The sequence below is a fragment of the Chryseobacterium tructae genome (assembly GCF_030409875.1).
GTDB lineage: Bacteria > Bacteroidota > Bacteroidia > Flavobacteriales > Weeksellaceae > Chryseobacterium > Chryseobacterium tructae.
In genome coordinates this window covers 409,742-426,586 of record NZ_JAUFQR010000003.1, presented here as the reverse complement: position 1 = coordinate 426,586, position 16,845 = coordinate 409,742, and the positions used below count along the sequence as shown (strand labels likewise).

8 protein-coding genes and 7 pseudogenes are annotated in these 16,845 nt (G+C 36.4%); 10 read left to right on the top strand and 5 right to left on the bottom strand.

The genetic code is table 11. The annotated features are described in order from the left end of the window. Positions 1 to 428 precede the first annotated feature (428 nt). The 5 genes and pseudogenes from QWZ06_RS25660 to QWZ06_RS25640 all read left to right on the top strand — a co-directional run bounded on the left by QWZ06_RS25660 (position 429) and on the right by QWZ06_RS25640 (position 6,423). A pseudogene (locus QWZ06_RS25660) lies at positions 429 to 1,665 on the top strand (OmpP1/FadL family transporter). Between the two features lie 10 nt (positions 1,666 to 1,675). Continuing rightward, positions 1,676 to 3,231, top strand: a pseudogene (locus tag QWZ06_RS25655) (G-D-S-L family lipolytic protein). An 85-nt stretch (positions 3,232 to 3,316) separates the two neighbouring features. Beyond that, on the top strand, positions 3,317 to 4,255 hold the full coding sequence (locus QWZ06_RS25650) for a ribose-phosphate pyrophosphokinase (protein ID WP_290301965.1): 939 nt from the start codon (positions 3,317 to 3,319) through the stop codon (positions 4,253 to 4,255). 55 nt (positions 4,256 to 4,310) lie between these two features. Next, the gene (locus QWZ06_RS25645; RefSeq protein ID WP_290301964.1) at positions 4,311 to 4,964 is read left to right on the top strand and encodes a 50S ribosomal protein L25/general stress protein Ctc; all 654 of its coding nucleotides are present in this window, start codon (positions 4,311 to 4,313) and stop codon (positions 4,962 to 4,964) included. A gap of 239 nt (positions 4,965 to 5,203) precedes the next feature. Beyond that, positions 5,204 to 6,423 (top strand): annotated as a pseudogene (locus QWZ06_RS25640) (aminotransferase class V-fold PLP-dependent enzyme). Between the two features lie 30 nt (positions 6,424 to 6,453). Here QWZ06_RS25640 and QWZ06_RS25635 read toward each other — a convergent pair. The 5 genes and pseudogenes from QWZ06_RS25635 to hemA form a co-directional block, all read right to left on the bottom strand. Then, positions 6,454 to 6,576: a GNAT family acetyltransferase gene (locus QWZ06_RS25635; protein ID WP_290301963.1), complete on the bottom strand. Its 123-nt coding sequence runs from the start codon at positions 6,574 to 6,576 to the stop codon at positions 6,454 to 6,456. A gap of 151 nt (positions 6,577 to 6,727) precedes the next feature. After that, on the bottom strand, positions 6,728 to 7,759 hold the full coding sequence (gene hemE / locus QWZ06_RS25630) for a uroporphyrinogen decarboxylase (RefSeq protein ID WP_290301962.1): 1,032 nt from the start codon (positions 7,757 to 7,759) through the stop codon (positions 6,728 to 6,730). A gap of 45 nt (positions 7,760 to 7,804) precedes the next feature. Continuing rightward, positions 7,805 to 8,488, bottom strand: a complete 684-nt coding sequence (locus tag QWZ06_RS25625; protein ID WP_290301961.1) for a uroporphyrinogen-III synthase — start codon at positions 8,486 to 8,488, stop codon at positions 7,805 to 7,807. A gap of 67 nt (positions 8,489 to 8,555) precedes the next feature. Continuing rightward, positions 8,556 to 9,462 (bottom strand): annotated as a pseudogene (hemC, locus tag QWZ06_RS25620) (hydroxymethylbilane synthase). Next, positions 9,449 to 10,722 (bottom strand): annotated as a pseudogene (hemA, locus tag QWZ06_RS25615) (glutamyl-tRNA reductase). Before hemA ends, hemC begins: the two co-directional pseudogenes overlap by 14 nt. Before the next feature lie 363 nt (positions 10,723 to 11,085). Here hemA and QWZ06_RS25610 point away from each other — a divergent pair. The 5 genes and pseudogenes from QWZ06_RS25610 (at position 11,086) to rodA (ending at position 16,758) form a co-directional block, all read left to right on the top strand. Beyond that, complete coding sequence (locus QWZ06_RS25610) at positions 11,086 to 12,111, top strand: rod shape-determining protein (RefSeq protein ID WP_045491741.1); 1,026 nt, start codon at positions 11,086 to 11,088, stop codon at positions 12,109 to 12,111. A 27-nt stretch (positions 12,112 to 12,138) separates the two neighbouring features. Beyond that, positions 12,139 to 12,992 (top strand): annotated as a pseudogene (gene mreC, locus QWZ06_RS25605) (rod shape-determining protein MreC). Then, a complete protein-coding gene (locus QWZ06_RS25600; RefSeq protein ID WP_290301960.1) occupies positions 12,985 to 13,491 on the top strand; it encodes a rod shape-determining protein MreD in 507 nt (168 codons plus the stop codon). The pseudogene mreC and the gene QWZ06_RS25600 overlap by 8 nt, the downstream one beginning before the upstream one ends. Continuing rightward, positions 13,488 to 15,533: a peptidoglycan D,D-transpeptidase FtsI family protein gene (locus QWZ06_RS25595; RefSeq protein ID WP_290301959.1), complete on the top strand. Its 2,046-nt coding sequence runs from the start codon at positions 13,488 to 13,490 to the stop codon at positions 15,531 to 15,533. The genes QWZ06_RS25600 and QWZ06_RS25595 overlap by 4 nt, the downstream gene beginning before the upstream one ends. After that, positions 15,530 to 16,758, top strand: a pseudogene (rodA, locus tag QWZ06_RS25590) (rod shape-determining protein RodA). The gene QWZ06_RS25595 and the pseudogene rodA overlap by 4 nt, the downstream one beginning before the upstream one ends. The last annotated feature ends 87 nt before the right edge of the window (positions 16,759 to 16,845 follow it).

Here is a 16,845-nt window from a genome sequence, read left to right as displayed (position 1 = left end):
AATTCTAAAATACTCAAATAACCTGAATTCAGTGGTAAAACATGTCTGGATTTTTATAAGAGACAAATTTTAAGAGGTGGAGATAAGCCTGCTTCAGGGGATTGGCTGTTCTTTTTTAAGCTGTTTTTATTTCCAGATATCTGAAAAAAGATTGTTGATGATTTTAACATCTTTTCAGATTTACCCAATATTTATTTATCAATAGAGGTAATACCCTTGTATTGTTAAACGGTAGTTTAATATTAAACAGAAATGTATATTTGGTTTCCGGATGTTTATAATTACTTGTAAATTATTATTTTGTGGTATATTATGTTTAGAATGCTATTTTAAACATAGTTTTCTTTTTGTTTATTGTTTAAAATGTTGGCAAATATTAACAGACCTATTCAAAATAATTTTATATTTGGGTTATATAATAATAGTCTATGAAAAAAATATTAGTATCAACTGCTTTATTGGCGGGCGTTTTATCTTACGCAGGAGGCTTCAGAGTTTCTTTGCAAGGGGTAAAGCAATTGGCAATGGCGCATACTAGTGCTCATGCTGAAGATGCGAGTGTGACATTCTTCAACCCGGCAGGTATGTCATTTATTCCTACCAAGCTGAGTGTAGTAGCTGGAGGATTTGGTGCAAGTAATAAAGTTACTTTTCAGAACTTAAATACTTTACAAAGTACAGAAACGGATAACCCTATGGGAACCCCAATCTATGCAGCGATTACTTATAAACCAATAGAAAATTTATCTGTAGGTTTCAGTTTCACGACACCTTTTGGAAGTACGGTTAAATGGCCGGATACTTGGGAAGGTAAGGAAATGGTGCAGAGACTGGAGCTGAAGAGTTATTATTTCCAACCTATGGTTTCCGTGAAACTAGCTCCTTGGTTAGCTTTTGGAGCAAGTTATATTTATGCAAGAGGAAAGTAGATTGGGATAAGGCTGTAACACAATTTAACGGACAGGTAAACATTAATGATAGCAAAGCAAGCGGCCATGGATATGGGTTTGGTTTCTATTTCAGACCTGATCCAAAATTAGATATCAGTGTTGCTTACCGTTCAGCGATTGATATGAAGGCTAAAAATGGAACCGCGACATTCCAGTTCCCAACAAAAACACCTTATTCATTGTTGAAATTGAATGCTGCGGGGCAGGACGGATTCACGGCTGAGCTTCCATTAGTTGAAGAATATACGATCGGTTTAACTTATAAAGTGACACCAAAGTGGCAGGTTTCTGCAGACTTTAACTACCACGGATGGGAGAGATACAGTAACTTGTACTGGACTTTAACAATGCACCAATTGGGAATAATCCATCAGATCCAACAATACTTGTAAGCCCTAAGAATTTCAGAAATTCTAAGACATTTAGACTAGGTACTCAATATGCATTCACTAATATGATCTACGGACGTTTAGGAGCATATTATGATGAATCTCCTTATACTAATGAGAACTTTATTCCGGAAACTCCTTCATTTGATACCTATGTGATCACTGGTGGGGTAGGATTTAAGCTAAAACAATTTGGAATTGACATTGCGGGTGGATATGCAATGCCTCAATACAGATATGTAAACAATGCAAATTTAGGATTCTACGGACAGGCTAAAGCGAGAGCATTCTATTTTGGTCTAGGTTTATCTTATAATCCTTTTTAATTAAAAGACTATGAAAAAAATTATAATATCGACAATAGCAGTTTCTGCGCTTCTTTTTACTGTAACAAGCTGTAAAACTGATTTTGATACCGATGTAAAAGATATCCAGGTATCAAAAGGAAGTGCTGATTTCTCAAAATATGTTGCTTTAGGAAATTCACTGACTTCCGGATACAGAGATGGAGCTCTTTACATAGATGGGCAAAATGAATCTTATCCCTCTATGATTGCTCAGCAAATGAGACTTGTAGGTGGAGGAGACTTTAAACAGCCTTTAATGGGAGATAACAATGGTGGATTGCTTCTTACTGTAGCACCAGGAATTAACGCTCAAATTCAGGATACAAAGCTTTATATAAAAGGATTTGTTGACGGATCTCCTGATATAGGTAATATCAATGACAATAAAGCGACAAACATAGTTAATACTGTCCTTAAAGGACCTTTTAATAATATGGGGGTTCCCGGAGCAAAAGTAGCTCATTTACTGGCTCCAAATTATGGAGATGTTGCTGGAATAGCAACAAAAACAGCAAATCCTTATTTTGTGAGATTTGCTTCATCATCTACTGCGTCTGTCATTGGTGACTTCGCGAGCCAGAATCCTACATTTTTCTCTCTATGGATTGGAAATAATGATGCTTTATTATACGCTTTGGCGGGTGCAGATAGTTCTATTGAAACCCTTACACCACCTGCGCAGTTTAAGCAATATTATGATCTGTTGATTTCTAAAATTGAAGCAACAAAGCTAAGGGAGTTATTGCTAATATTCCGAGTGTAACATCTATTCCTTCATTGACAACTATACCAACAAATCCTTTGACTTCTGCAGTGTTAGGAAAAGGAAATGTAGCGGTAGGAGATGCTACAATTGATGACTTGAATAAAAATGTATATGGGCCATTAAGCCAAATTTTAACAGCATTAGGAGCTGGTGACAGAATTAAACCTCTTTCTAAATCAGCTGCTAACCCATTACTGATTAAAGACGAAAGTATTACAAACTTAGGAGCACAGATCACTGCTGCTGCTACAGCTTCCGGAAATCCAACTTTAATGGCGCTTGCTGGTTATCTTGGTGTTACTTATGGACAGGCTAGACAGGCAAAAACCGGAGATCTTATTCCTTTAACAACAAAAGCTGCTATTGGTTCAATGGAGACTCTTCCTGCGGGAATTCCAGCATCTCTTGGAGCTAGAGGAGTTGCTTACCCATTTGCAGATAAATATGTCCTAATTCCATCTGAGATCAAAGAAATCAATGATGCTATTGATGCTTACAATGTAACTATTAAAGCTGCAGCTGTAGCAAAAGGATATGCTTTTGTAGATGCAAATGCTAAACTTAAGCTATTAGCTGGAGATTCAGGTATTTCTTGGGATGGTGTAAAATATACTGCCAAATTTGTATCCGGAGGTGCATTTTCACTGGATGGAGTACATTTAACAGGTAGAGGATATGCTATTATTGCTAATGAATTTATTAATGCAATTAATGGAACTTATAATTCGTCATTACCTCTTGTAAACCCTAGTAAATACTCAGGAGTTACATTACCATAATTATTGATTAAATAAAAACTTAGAAACCACAGGAGTAAATCTTGTGGTATTTTTTTAAATTTGCAAAATCTTTTAAAAAGTAAAAATGGCCGATCAGTTAAGTTATCTATTTTGTACAAGAACCAGCAGGGACTTGGCAGAGAAAATTGCCCAGAGTTATGGGAAAGAATTAGGAAAAATCAACTTTCAGGAGTTCAGCGACGGGGAATTTGAGCCTGTTTTGGATGAATCTGTAAGAGGGGGAAGAGTTTTCCTAATCGGATCTACATTCCCTCCTGCAGACAATCTTTTAGAGCTTCTTCTAATGATTGATGCAGCAAAGAGAGCTTCTGCAAAGAGCATTACCGTTGTAATTCCTTACTTCGGACTTGCTAGACAGGACAGAAAGGACAAACCAAGAGCGCCGATCGGTGCCAAGTTAGTTGCGAACCTTCTTACTGCAGCAGGTGCAACAAGAATAATGACAATGGATCTTCACGCAGATCAGATTCAAGGGTTCTTCGAAATTCCGGTAGATCATCTTTATGCTTCTACAATTTTCGTAGACTACATCAAATCTTTACATCTTGACAACCTTACGATTGCGTCTCCAGATATGGGAGGAGCAAAAAGAGCGAAAAACTATGCAGGTCACCTAGGTGCAGAAGTGGTAATTGCTTACAAGGAAAGAAAAAAAGCAAACGTTGTGGAAGAAATGTTCCTTATTGGAGATGTAACAGGTAAGAATGTAATTCTTATTGATGACATGATCGATACTGCAGGTACACTTTGTAAAGCAGCGGATATCCTGATTGAAAAAGGAGCAAAAACAGTAAGAGCTATGGCTACTCATGGAGTGCTTTCAGGGAAGGCTTACGAGAATATTGAGAACTCAAAAATCTTGGAAGTTATTGTAACTGACTCAATTCCTGTTAAAAATAATTTGTCATCTAAAATAAAAGTGCTATCTTGCGCCCCGTTATTTGCAGACGTTATGACGATGGTTCATGAGCACAAATCAATCAGTAGTAAATTTGTTATTTAATTGATTTTAAACAGTTTGCAAATTAAATTAAGAACAATTTTTTAAATTTTTATAAATGAAATCTATTACAATTCAAGGTACAAAAAGAGAAAGCGTGGGCAAAAAGTCTACAAAAGCTTTACGTGATGCTGAATTAGTTCCTTGTGTTGTTTATGGAGGTGAAGCACCTTTGAACTTCTCTGCTGAAGAGAGAGCTTTCAAAGGATTAGTATACACTCCTGAAGCACACACGGTATCTATTGAAATTGACGGGAAGGTAATTCCTGCAGTTCTTCAAGATATTCAGTTCCACCCAATTACTGACAAAATTCTTCACATTGACTTCTTCCAATTATCTGACGATAAGCCAGTTGTTATGGAAGTTCCAGTAAGAATTACAGGACGTTCTAAAGGTGTTGTTGCTGGTGGTGTTTTACGTCAGTCTTTCAGAAAACTAAAAGTAAAAGCTATTCCTGCTAACTTACCTGACGAGATCGTTGTAGATGTTACTCCATTAAGAATCGGTAACAAACTTTACATCGGTGGTATCAAAACTGAAGGATATTCTTTCGTGCACCCAGACAATGCAGTAGTAGTTGCTGTTAAGATGTCTAGAAATGCAATGAAAGGTGGTGCTGCAGCAATGGATGATGAGGATGAAGAAGAAGCAGAAGAAGTTGCAACTCAATCTCCTGACGTTCCAACAACAGAAGAGAAATCTGCAGAATAAGTATTGCTTATTTGAACAATATAGACCTGTCAATTTATTGACAGGTTTTTTTGTATTCCTTATGAAGAAGGGCGAGCGGCATTTCGCCTTTTCAGTTTATCGGTTTTCTTTACTATAAATCATTGAATATTTCTATCGGCTGACAAGTATCAGTATCGTTCCGGATGCTTCCTTTCGAAAAAAAAGCCGTAAATTTGAAGGGTTCTAAATAAGAACTTTTTAATTTAAAAAATAAATAAATGTTTGACATTCAGGAAATAAGAAGCCAGTTTTCAATATTGGACAGAGAAGTGAATGGTAAACCATTGGTTTACCTGGATAATGCAGCTACATCTCAAAAGCCAAATTCGGTTTAGAAGTCTGTCACGCATATTATACGGAACTTAATGCTAATGTTCACAGAGGAATTCATACATTAAGCCAATTAGCAACGGAAGAAATGGAGCTTTCAAGAAGGAAGATCCAGAAATTCATCAATGCCGAACATGATTTTGAAGTAATCTTTACCAAAGGAACAACCGAAGGATTGAACCTCATCTCTTATATTTTAACACAGAAATTACAAAAAGACGATGAGATCATCATATCTTATCTGGAACACCACTCTAATATTGTTCCATGGCAATTGCTTTGCGAAAGAACGGGAGCAAAGCTTCGTGTCATTCCTATTGATGAAAACGGAATTCTTCAATTAGATTATCTTGATCAGTTCCTTAGCGAAAAGACAAAGGTAGTTTCTGTAAATCAGGTGTCTAATGCATTGGGAATTGTGAATCCTATCGAAGAGATCATTGCCAAAACAAGAAAAAATTCAGACGCATATATTGTTATTGATGGCGCTCAGTCTGCTCCGCACTTCAATATTGATGTTCAGAAGATGGATTGTGATTTCTTTGTGTTCTCCGGCCATAAAATGTATGCTCCAATGGGAACAGGTATTTTATATGGTAAACGAGAAATACTAGAAGCTTTACCGCCATTCCATGGAGGAGGAGAAATGATTGCAACATGTTCTTTTGATGGAACAACTTATGCAGGACTTCCATTTAAATATGAAGCTGGTACACCTAATGTAGGCGGGAATATTGCTCTAGGAGCTGCTGTTGATTTTATGAACAGGGTAGGACATGAAAATATTCAAAACCATGAAAATGCTTTATTAGAATATGCTCAAAGGCACCTTTTAGAAATTGAAGGTTTGAAAGTATATGGTGAAAAAGCGAAGAGAACAGGAGTTGTTTCTTTTAATTTGGAAGGAATAGGGATTTCTTCTGATGTAGGGATGATTCTGGATAAAATGGGTATTGCTGTAAGAACAGGACACCACTGTACGCAGCCTATTATGGAGTTTTTTAATATTGCAGGAACCGTAAGAGCCAGCTTTGCGGTTTATAATACCTTTGAAGAGATTGATCTTCTGGTAGAAGGAGTGAAGAAAGCACAGAGAATGTTGGGATAAAAATAAAAAGCAGCTGATTTAGCTGCTTTTTTAGTCTTCAATGCATTTGCATCTACCGTTAATAATAACTTGGTGGTATCCAATTTCGCATTCCAGGCAACGTTCACCTCCTGCCATGATACTTTTCATTTTGTCTTTGTTTAGTTTTTTCATAATAAATGGATTTAAAGTGTTAATTGTCAAATATAAAGATAAAATGATGATAAAAGAGGGTGAGAATATTTTATAGGATAAATTTCATATAAATTAAAAAGCCCTTGTCATCATCTGACAAGGGCTTTTTATATTGTATTAATTGTAATGTTTATAGGTTGGGCTTCCAATCCACAACTGCTCTGATAAATGCTTCAGCATTTTCAACAGGAACGTTTGGAAGAATACCATGTCCAAGATTAGCAATATACCTGTCTTTTCCGAAGCGGTTAATCATTTCATTTACCATTTTCTTGATGGTTTCAGGCGTAGAGTGTAATCTTGCAGGATCAAAGTTTCCTTGTAAGGTCATGGTGTGGTTGGTTAAAGTTCTTGCGAATTCCGGCTTAATTGTCCAGTCAACACCAAGAGCCGAAGCTTTAGACATCGTCATATCTTCTAATGCAAACCAGCATCCTTTTCCAAACACTACCACGTGGGTAAGTGGGCTTAATGCTTCAACGATCTGGTTGATATACTGCCAAGAGAATTCTTGATAATCCGTTGGAGAAAGCATTCCACCCCAAGAGTCAAAAACTTGTACAGCAGAAACTCCTTTTTCTACTTTTCTCTTTAAATAAGCAATTGTAGTATCAGTGATCTTTTGAAGTAACAGGTGAGCTGCTTCAGGTTGTTGGAAACAGAAAGATTTTGCAATATCAAAAGCTTTACTTCCTTTTCCTTCCACACAGTAGCAAAGAATTGTCCATGGTGAACCAGCAAAACCGATCAATGGAACTTCATTATCTAGTTTTTGAAGGGTCAATTCAATAGCATCAAAAACGTATCCTAAAGTATCATTCACATCCGGAGTTTCGATATTCTGAACTTGTTCCATTGTTCTGATAGGAGTATCCAACCATGGGCCAACAGATTCTTTCATTTTGAAATCGATCCCCATTGCTTGTGGAACTACCAAAATATCAGAAAACAAGATCGCCGCGTCTAAAGGAAATCTGCGGATAGGCTGTAAAGTGATTTCTGCAGCAAGTTCAGGTGTCTGACATCTTGTAAAGAAATCATATTTGTCTCTTAAGGCAATGAATTCCGGCAGATATCTTCCAGCCTGCCTCATCATCCAGACAGGAGGTCTTTCAACGGTTTCTCCGCGAAGTGCTTTTAAATATAGGTCGTTTTTTATCATAATCTATTTAAACTAATGTCACCGCCTAAATCGGCAACAGATATTCTAAAGTTTACTCGTAATTTCTTGTCTAATCAACTCAAATATAGAATTCAGAGTGTTTTCCTCAGACGTAAAAATGTAATCGTGAGTATAATTTCTCAGTTCCCCTGATGTAGTTTCTCCAATTGAAAACAGCTTCATATCTTTCAGGGAATTTTGCTTTGCAAAACTACGAACTCCACTTGGACTAAAAAATACTGCGGCATGATATTTTTCAGGAATTAAAGGATTGATTTCCTCAGTGTTGTAGATCGTAATCTTTTTATACTTAATATTTTGAAGAGGAAGCTCCTTATCAAGAACATTAATGGCAAGATTGCCACAGAAATGAAGAAACTGTTCATGCTGGCAGTTTCCGATAATAAATCTCGAAAGGGCGTCAGCGTTCCTCAATACCTTAAATGTTCCGAAGCCATGTTTTCTTAATGCCTTTTTTGTTTTTTCACCAACACAGTAGATCTTGTTGTAATTTTTCGCCGTAAAATTTTCATTAGGCTTAAATCTGTTTTTAAAAAACGCAGCTACACCATTTACACTGGTGAAAATCAGGGAATAGTTTTTTAATTCAAACGGGCTGATCAGAATAGGCTTGGTCTTAATTACCTCAACACAATCAGCCACGATATCCTGTCCTAATTCTTTGGATAGTATTGATGGGTCTATATTTTTGGTAAATAAGATTTTCATGTCTGTGGGTTAGAAGATGAAAAGGATCTAAAAAGGAATCTGAAATCTAAAACTGAATAAAATAATCTTAGATCTGGCTTTTGATTTCCGCCATCAGTTCTTTTCCGCCATTCTCAAGTACTACCTTTGCAAACTTTTCTCCAAAGTTTTCTTCCGGGTTGTACTCGAAGTTTTCATCAAGAGCAATGCAGTTTTTACCATTCAGCGAGCAAAGTGCTGCTGTAAAGCGAATCTGATTGTCAATAATTTCGGCAAAAGCTCCGATAGGTGCTGTGCATCCACCTTCTAAAGTGCTTAGGAAGTTTCTTTCGATTTCTACACAAATCTGGGTTGGTTTGTGGTTGATCTGTTTAGGATTTCATTGATCTCCGGCTTGTCGGAATGTCCTGCAACTGCAATAACGCCCTGAGATGGGGCAGAAATCATTATCGGTAGCATTTCGTAATCAATTTCCATTTTCATTCTTTTGATCCCAGCCAAAGATAAAATGGTTGCATCAAAATCTCCATCCTCAAGTTTTTGAAGACGGGTTTGGATATTTCCACGGATATCAGAAAACTCGGTATTCGGGAAATGTCTTAACCAAAAGGCTCTTCTTCTCAAACTGCTTGTTGCTAATTTTAGTTCGTGAAGTTCTTTGTTTTTGGCTGATTCTTTTCTGATCAGAATGTCTTGTGGATAATCTCTTTCCAAATAGGTTATCATCTCAATATTTTGAGGTAATAGGGTAGGGACATCTTTTAAAGAGTGAACAGCAATGTCTATTTCATCATTCAATAGAGCAATATCAAGGTCTCTTGTGAAACCCCTGTAATACCTAGTGAATATAAAGGTTGATTAAGGTTCTTATCGCCAGAAGAAACGATAGGAACGATTTCCGTTAAATAATTGTTGTTCTGAAGGTGCCTCGCAACCTCTCTAGCCTGCCAAAGTGCAAGTGCGGAATTTCTTGTTCCGATTCTAATGCTTTTCATTGAATTCGTTGTTTGGTTGTTCAACTAATATTTCGTGCATTAATTTACTAATTTCTTCGGCTTTTAAAGGATTATCGATGATATATTTTGCAAAACGGTTGGTGATCTTCTGGATCATTTTATCAGAAAGTTCCATATCCGTGATGTCTATATATTTATTTTTCTTGTAAAAGTTATGCATTTCATTGCGTTCCATGTTCTTTAAAACAGCTTTGAAATGATGAATGTTTGGTGCTAGTTTTCTTTTTTTCTCCCATTCAATGAAGTCTTTCATCAGTTCCTTAATGATCTTTTCAGCTTTAGGGATCTCTTTTTCTCTTTGCTGGATTGTCTCCTGGATCTGTTTTGAAAGCTCATCAACATCAATTAATGTTACATTTTCATTTTCTGTAACATTTTTTTCAACATTATGAGGAATGGAAAGGTCTATTACCAATGTTTCTTTTCCGTTCGGGAAATGAGATTGGTTGATAATCGGGTGTTTGGCTCCCGTAGCCACGATAAGAATATCGGTATTTTTTAATTCCTTGTCAAAATCAGAATAATCAACATGAGGAATATTATATTTCTGGGAAATCTTTTCAGCTTTCTCCTGAGTTCTGTTGGCAATTTTAATTTTTGGCTGATAAACATGCTTTACCAGGTTTTCAACCGTATTCTGTCCAATTTCGCCTACTCCAAGAAGAAGAATGTTCTTTTCATTGATTCTTTTCTGGCTGTTTAAATGTAATGAACAGCAGCATAAGAAACAGAAGCAGCTCCGTTGGAAATTCCGGTTTCATTCTTAATCCTTTTAGAAATCTGAATAGCAGCATTAATAGCTCTTTCCAGATATGGATTAGAATTTTGTCTTTCCTTTTTAAAACGGCTGTATGCTTTTTTGATCTGGCCAATAATCTCAAAATCTCCAATAATCTGGCTTTCTAAGCCGGCAGCGACTCTGAAAAGGTGTATTAAAGCCTCTTCTTTAGTCAGAATATTAGCAAACTGAAGAAAATCTGTAATGTTTACTCCAATCGTTTTGCAATACTCTTCTGCTACTAAAAGATAATTGGAAGAAGTAGTATAGATCTCTGTCCTGTTACATGTGGAAACCACAAATGCATCCCCAAGATCTTCCTGATGGACGCGGGAAACAAAGTTTTTGATGTTTTCATCAAAGAATGCAAACTTTCCTCTCGTTTCTACGTCGGCCTTTTCGTAGCTTATAGAAAGCACGGCAAAATTCGATGTTCGATGGATGTTGGAATACTGTAACATAAGCAACGGCAAATTTACGCTTTTTTTAATTAATCATCCTCTGATAGTGTATATGATAATTATCGTAAAAAACTATAGCATGGAAAGTGAATTTTGTGCAGGAGAAAAGCTCAAAAGTAAAGCTGCTAAAGGTAATTTTGAAAATTCACATATCAGGTCATTTGTTTTCTTTGTTTTTCTTCATGTTTTTATCCGCAAATTTCGTCGTTAATTTTAGTTGAAATCAAACTCTGTAATTGTCTAAACAGAAAGTTAATAAAGAATTATAAATTTTAATAAAATTTTAACCAAATTATGTTGCGTGGAAATTTCTTTCGTCGTGTTTAATTTATATCTTTGTAAACTTAAAATCAGAAGAAAAATATGAGTTTATTTGATATGTTTACGCAAGAAATTGCGATAGACCTGGGAACAGCCAATACCCTTATCATCCATAATAATAAAATTGTTATAGATCAACCGTCAATTGTTGCAATTGAACGTTCTACGGGTAAACCCATTGCTGTAGGGGAACAGGCTAAACATATGCAAGGTAAAACTCACGAGGATATCAAGACGATCCGTCCATTGAAAGATGGTGTTATCGCAGATTTTCACGCTTCTGAACATATGATTAAGGAATTCATTAAAAAAATTCCTGGAATCAAAGGTAAATTCATACAGCCTGCATTAAGAATTGTAATCTGTATTCCTTCTGGTATTACTGAAGTTGAAAAAAGAGCGGTAAGAGATTCTGCTCAGAAAGTAAACGCAAAAGAAGTAAGATTGATCTATGAACCAATGGCAGCTGCTATAGGAGTAGGGATAGATGTTCAGAAACCTGAAGGAAACATGATCATCGATATAGGTGGAGGTACTACGGAAATTGCTGTAGTCGCTTTAGGAGGTATTGTATGTGATAAATCTGTGAAAATTGCAGGAGATGTATTTACCAATGATATTGCTTATTACTTAAGAACTCACCATAACCTTTATATCGGAGAAAGAACAGCTGAAAGAATCAAAATTGAAGTAGGTTCTGCAGTAGAAGATCTTGATGTAGATATCGAGGATATCCCGGTACAAGGTAGAGACCTTATTACAGGTAAACCAAAAGAAATTATGGTTGGGTATAAGGAAATTGCCCGTGCATTAGACAAATCTATCATTAGAATTGAGGATGCTGTAATGGAAACTCTTTCTCTTACTCCACCGGAATTGGCTGCTGATATTTATAAAACAGGTATTTATCTTGCTGGAGGAGGTGCATTATTAAGAGGTCTAGCGGACAGAATCCACAAAAAAACTGGTCTTCCTGTATTTGTAGCAGAAGATCCGTTGAGAGCGGTAGTTCGTGGAACTGGTATTGCCCTTAAGAATATGGATAAATTCAATTTCTTAATTAAATAATTTTAACTTTTACGACTATATATCTGAATGGGATTTTTGCTGAGATTATTTTCGAAGAACACACTTTTTGTCTTCTTTATATTCCTGCAAATTATTGCTCTGGTTCTGATATTCTCTAGAAATGCCATGCAGAGATCCTGGGTTGCAGGACAAACGGCAGCGTTAAATTCATGGATTTCGGGGTATATTGATGAGGGGGTTTCTTATCTGAAGTTAAAACAGATCAATGAAGATCTTGTAGTTCAGAATAAAGCCCTTATGACAGAACTGTATGGGAAAGACGGGGCAAAAAACCCTGTTTTCAAAAGAGTACATGATACCATCGGAGGTGGTCAGATCTATACTTTTGTTGATGGTGAAATTGTTTCAACAGTATCAACAGAAGAAATAATTATTTTACAATCAACCGTGGCCGTAGAGATGGAGTCTTTCCTCAAATGGGAGTAATGGCGCCTAGAGGTATTGCGGGGATTGTTATTAATTCAACGGACAGTTACGCATTAGTACAGTCAGTATTGAGCGTAAATACGATCAGAATTAATGCTGCGCTGAAAAATTCCGGATATTTTGGAACATTAACATGGAATGGGGATAACTCCAGGGTAATGCACCTTGCTGATATTCCTAAATATGTTGCTTTAAAAATCGGAGATACCGTTGTTACAGATGGTAAATCTGCGATCTTCCCGAAAGGGGTAATGATTGGAACGGTTGCAGGGTATTCGGTAGATAATAAAACCGGTTTCTGGGATGTCTCTGTTGAGTTGAGTGAAAAAATGGGTGCCTTAAATAAAGTGTATGTTGTAAAGAATCTGAAGAAAGCCGAAGTGCAAAAGATTCAGGACACATTGAAAGCTGTAATAAAAAAGGAAAATGATTAGCAGAACTTTATTTACTGATATATTAATCATGATATTTCTTGTTGCATTACAGATTTTTGTATTGAACAGGATTACTATTTTTGGGAAATATACTCCGGTATTATATCCTGTATTTGTCATGTTCTATCCTTTTTTCAGAAATAAATTTCAGTTTTTAGCACTTAGCTTTTTAATAGGGCTCTCTATAGATGGATTCCTCAATTCATGGGGGATCAATGCTTTTGCTACAACGTTAATTGCTTATTTCAGAACATTGATATTCAGAACGTCTACAGATACCTCTACAGACTTTTTCTCCTTTCAGTCCCTTCAATGGGCGCAGTTTTTGCTGTTTTTATTTTCAAGTATATTCCTGCATCAGCTTTTAGTACAATATATAGAGTTCTTTAAGTTTAGCAGATTTTTTGAAATATTATTTAATGTGTTGGTGACCAGTGTAATTTCATTTATCTTTATCGTTATTTACGCATTAATATTTAAAATCAAACAAAAAGTTTGAACACACGTTATTTAAAAATTTTTTCCATTCTTGTTGTGATCGCCCTTATTTTTGTGGCGAGGCTTTCGTATTTACAGTTATTTACAGATCGCTATGCACTGAATGCAGCCAATACTTCTATCAAAATTGAATATGTAATTCCCCAGCGTGGAGTTATTTTTGACCGAAACGGGAAGATCATGGTAGGAAACCAACCTGCTTATGAAATTTCTTTTACCCAGGCTCTCATGAAACCTGATTTTGATACACTGGGCTTTTGTAGCTTAATGAAGATCAATAAAACGGATTTCATCAGCAAGATTAATCTTATTAAAAAAGAAAAGTACTATTCTAAACTTACTCCTATGACCTTTTTAAAGGATCTGAGCAGGGAAGATATTGCAAGGGTACAAGAGATTATTTTTAAATATCCTGCCTTTAATATTGTACAGAGACCTCAGCGTCAATATGAAGTTTCTACATCCGGAAACCTTTTAGGATATACCAGTGAAGTAAATGAAAAAGAGATTAAGAAAGACTCTGTTTACTATTTACCTGGAGATTTTATTGGGAAAACAGGTGTGGAAAAATCTTATGAGAAGGAGCTTCGTGGGATAAAAGGGATGAAGTACATTCAAAAAGATATCAGGCTTCGAAATATAGGTTCTTATAAAAATGGAACTTTGGATAAGGATGTAGTAACGGGTAAAGATATTACTTTAACTATTGATTATGATCTTCAGAGAACAGCTGAAGAAATGCTTGTTAACAAACATGGTGCAATTGTAGCTATAGATCCCAATAACGGGGAAGTATTAGTGGCCGCAACCGGACCGGATATTGACCCAAATCTTTTCACCGGGCCTTATAAATCTAAAAATTTATATGCGTTATCGAAAGATACGCTTTATGAGAATAAACCTACTTTTGATCGTTCTTTACAAGCAGGATATCCACCAGGATCAACGTTCAAATTGCTTACAGCACTTGCTGCCATGCAAATGGGAGTAATGGATGAAAAGACTGTTTTCCCTTGTGGTGGCGGATTTTTCTATAAAGGTAAAAGGATTAAAGGACATGGCGGGGCAGACCCACTCATCCCTTCTATTCAGGTTTCCAGTAACTGTTTCTTTACCTATGCATTTATAGCCATCATTAAAAAATATCCGGGAAACCCTTCAAAAGGTGTTGATGAATGGAAAAAGATTATGAGCAGCTTTGGTGTTGGGGAGTTTCTAAATAACGACTTTGCGGTGGGTGCAAAAGGTAGAATCCCTTCAGGAGATTTTTACGAGAAAAGGTTTAAGGCTATCATGAAAGCAAGTGGTTCCAAAAGAACTGACTATACAAATTGGGATGAAATGTCAACCGGAGCCATTTACAATGGGATGGGACAAGGTGATGTTTTGGTAACACCTATTCAGTTGGCTAACTATGTGGCAGCTATTGCCAACAAAGGATGGTATTACACCCCTCATATCGTAAAAGCAATTGACGGAAAGGCAAACCCAGACCCAAGATTTAAAGTTAAGCATCAAACTTTAGTGGATCAAAAACATTTTGAACCCGTTTTAAAAGGAATGGAAGCTGTAGTTTTGAGAGGAACTGCTAGAGGGTTGAAATCTAACGACTTTACACAATTAGCAAAAACAGGTACAGCACAGGTTCCACAAGGAAAGGATAACTCTATCTTCGTGTTGATTGCCCCAGCTGATAAACCAAAGATTGTTGTGGTTGCCGTAATGGAGCACGCAGGATTTGGAGCCACGTGGGCAGGGCCAGCTTGTACGGTGATTGCTGAAAAATATATTACGGGTGACTTAAAAAGAGAAAATCTATATAAAAAGATGATCACTTCGAGTTTTATGCCCGAGTATAAAAGGCAGTGGATTGCAGATTTGAAGCGTAAAGGACTTTATAAAGACCCTAAACCTGATTCAATTAAGCAGAAAAGAATAAAGGATAGTCTGGAATTGGTTAAACAACAAAAAGCCAAGCTTCAGAAAGAAATAGAAAAAGAAACTAAGAATAATAACACTGCTAAAAAACCTGTTAAGCAATGAAATGGACAGAAGGAATAGATAAACTGGGCCTTGGGCTGTATTTCCTGCTTTGCATTTTTGCTATTGCTAATATCTACAGTGTTGATCAGAAACTAGGAGAGAAGCAGTTGATATTCTTCTGTATATCTTTAGTAGTAGGGCTAATCATATTTGTAGGAAGAAGTAAATTCTTCGAAAATATGGCGGGTATTATTTATATAGGTGGCGTTCTCTTGCTGATAGGGCTTTTTCCTTTTGGAAAAGAGATCTTGGGGCAGAAGAACTGGTATAAGTTCGGAAGTCTTACTATGCAGCCTGTAGAATTTGCGAAAATAGGAACAGCATTGATGTTGGCAAACTATGTTTCGGGGCCTGACTTTAATCTTAAGAATAGGAATCTCTGCTTACGGCTTTAGCAATTATAGGTATCCCGGCTGTTGTCGTATTGGCTATTCCGGATGTAGGATCTATGTTGGTCTTTATTGCATTTTTTATTGCCTTGTACAGGGAAGGCTTAAGTGGCCTTTTGTTTGGAGTAGGATTTGTTTTTGCAGCAGTCTTTTTGGTGGCATTAGCAATTCCTCCTGTATATGTTGCAGTAGCCATTTTAATCATTGCGGGTGTTCTTATTGCGATGAATTACCATAGAATGTCCTGGGATGTGATTTCAATTTCCGGAATTTCGGGATCTATCCTTTTATTATGTGGTTTAGCATTTGGTTCGCCTTATATTTTAGAAAAACTTCCTAAGCACCAGAGAGAAAGAATTGAGGTTCTTTATAAAGGAGAAAAAGCATTTAGGGATACTTCAGGATATAACTTACTATATTCGAAAACAGCTATCGGATCTGGAGGGCTGTTAGGAAAAGGATACCGTGAAGGATCTGTTACTCAAGGGAAATTCGTTCCTGAGCAGGAAACCGATTATATTTTTTGTACCGTGGGAGAAGAATGGGGGTTCATAGGAAGTGCTACGCTTATTTTATGTTACATGGTGTATATAGGAAGAATTTACTATCTGGCAGAGAAGCAGAAATCTACTTTTAACCGTGTGTTTGGGTATTGCTTTGCCTCGATTCTATTGATGCACTTTTCGATCAATTTAGGGATGGTTATGGGGCTTTTCCCAACGGTGGGGATTCCGCTTCCCTATTTCAGTTATGGAGGAAGTTCCTTGTTGGCCTTTTCTATGATGACTTTTATTTTCTTTAAACTCAATTATTCTGATAAAAATAGTTTAGTATAGTTATTTTCTTTGTCAAAAACAAAGGATGTTTAACTTGCTTTTTTAAGTCTGCAAAATTTGTGGACAGTTGTTGCTATAAATAATTAC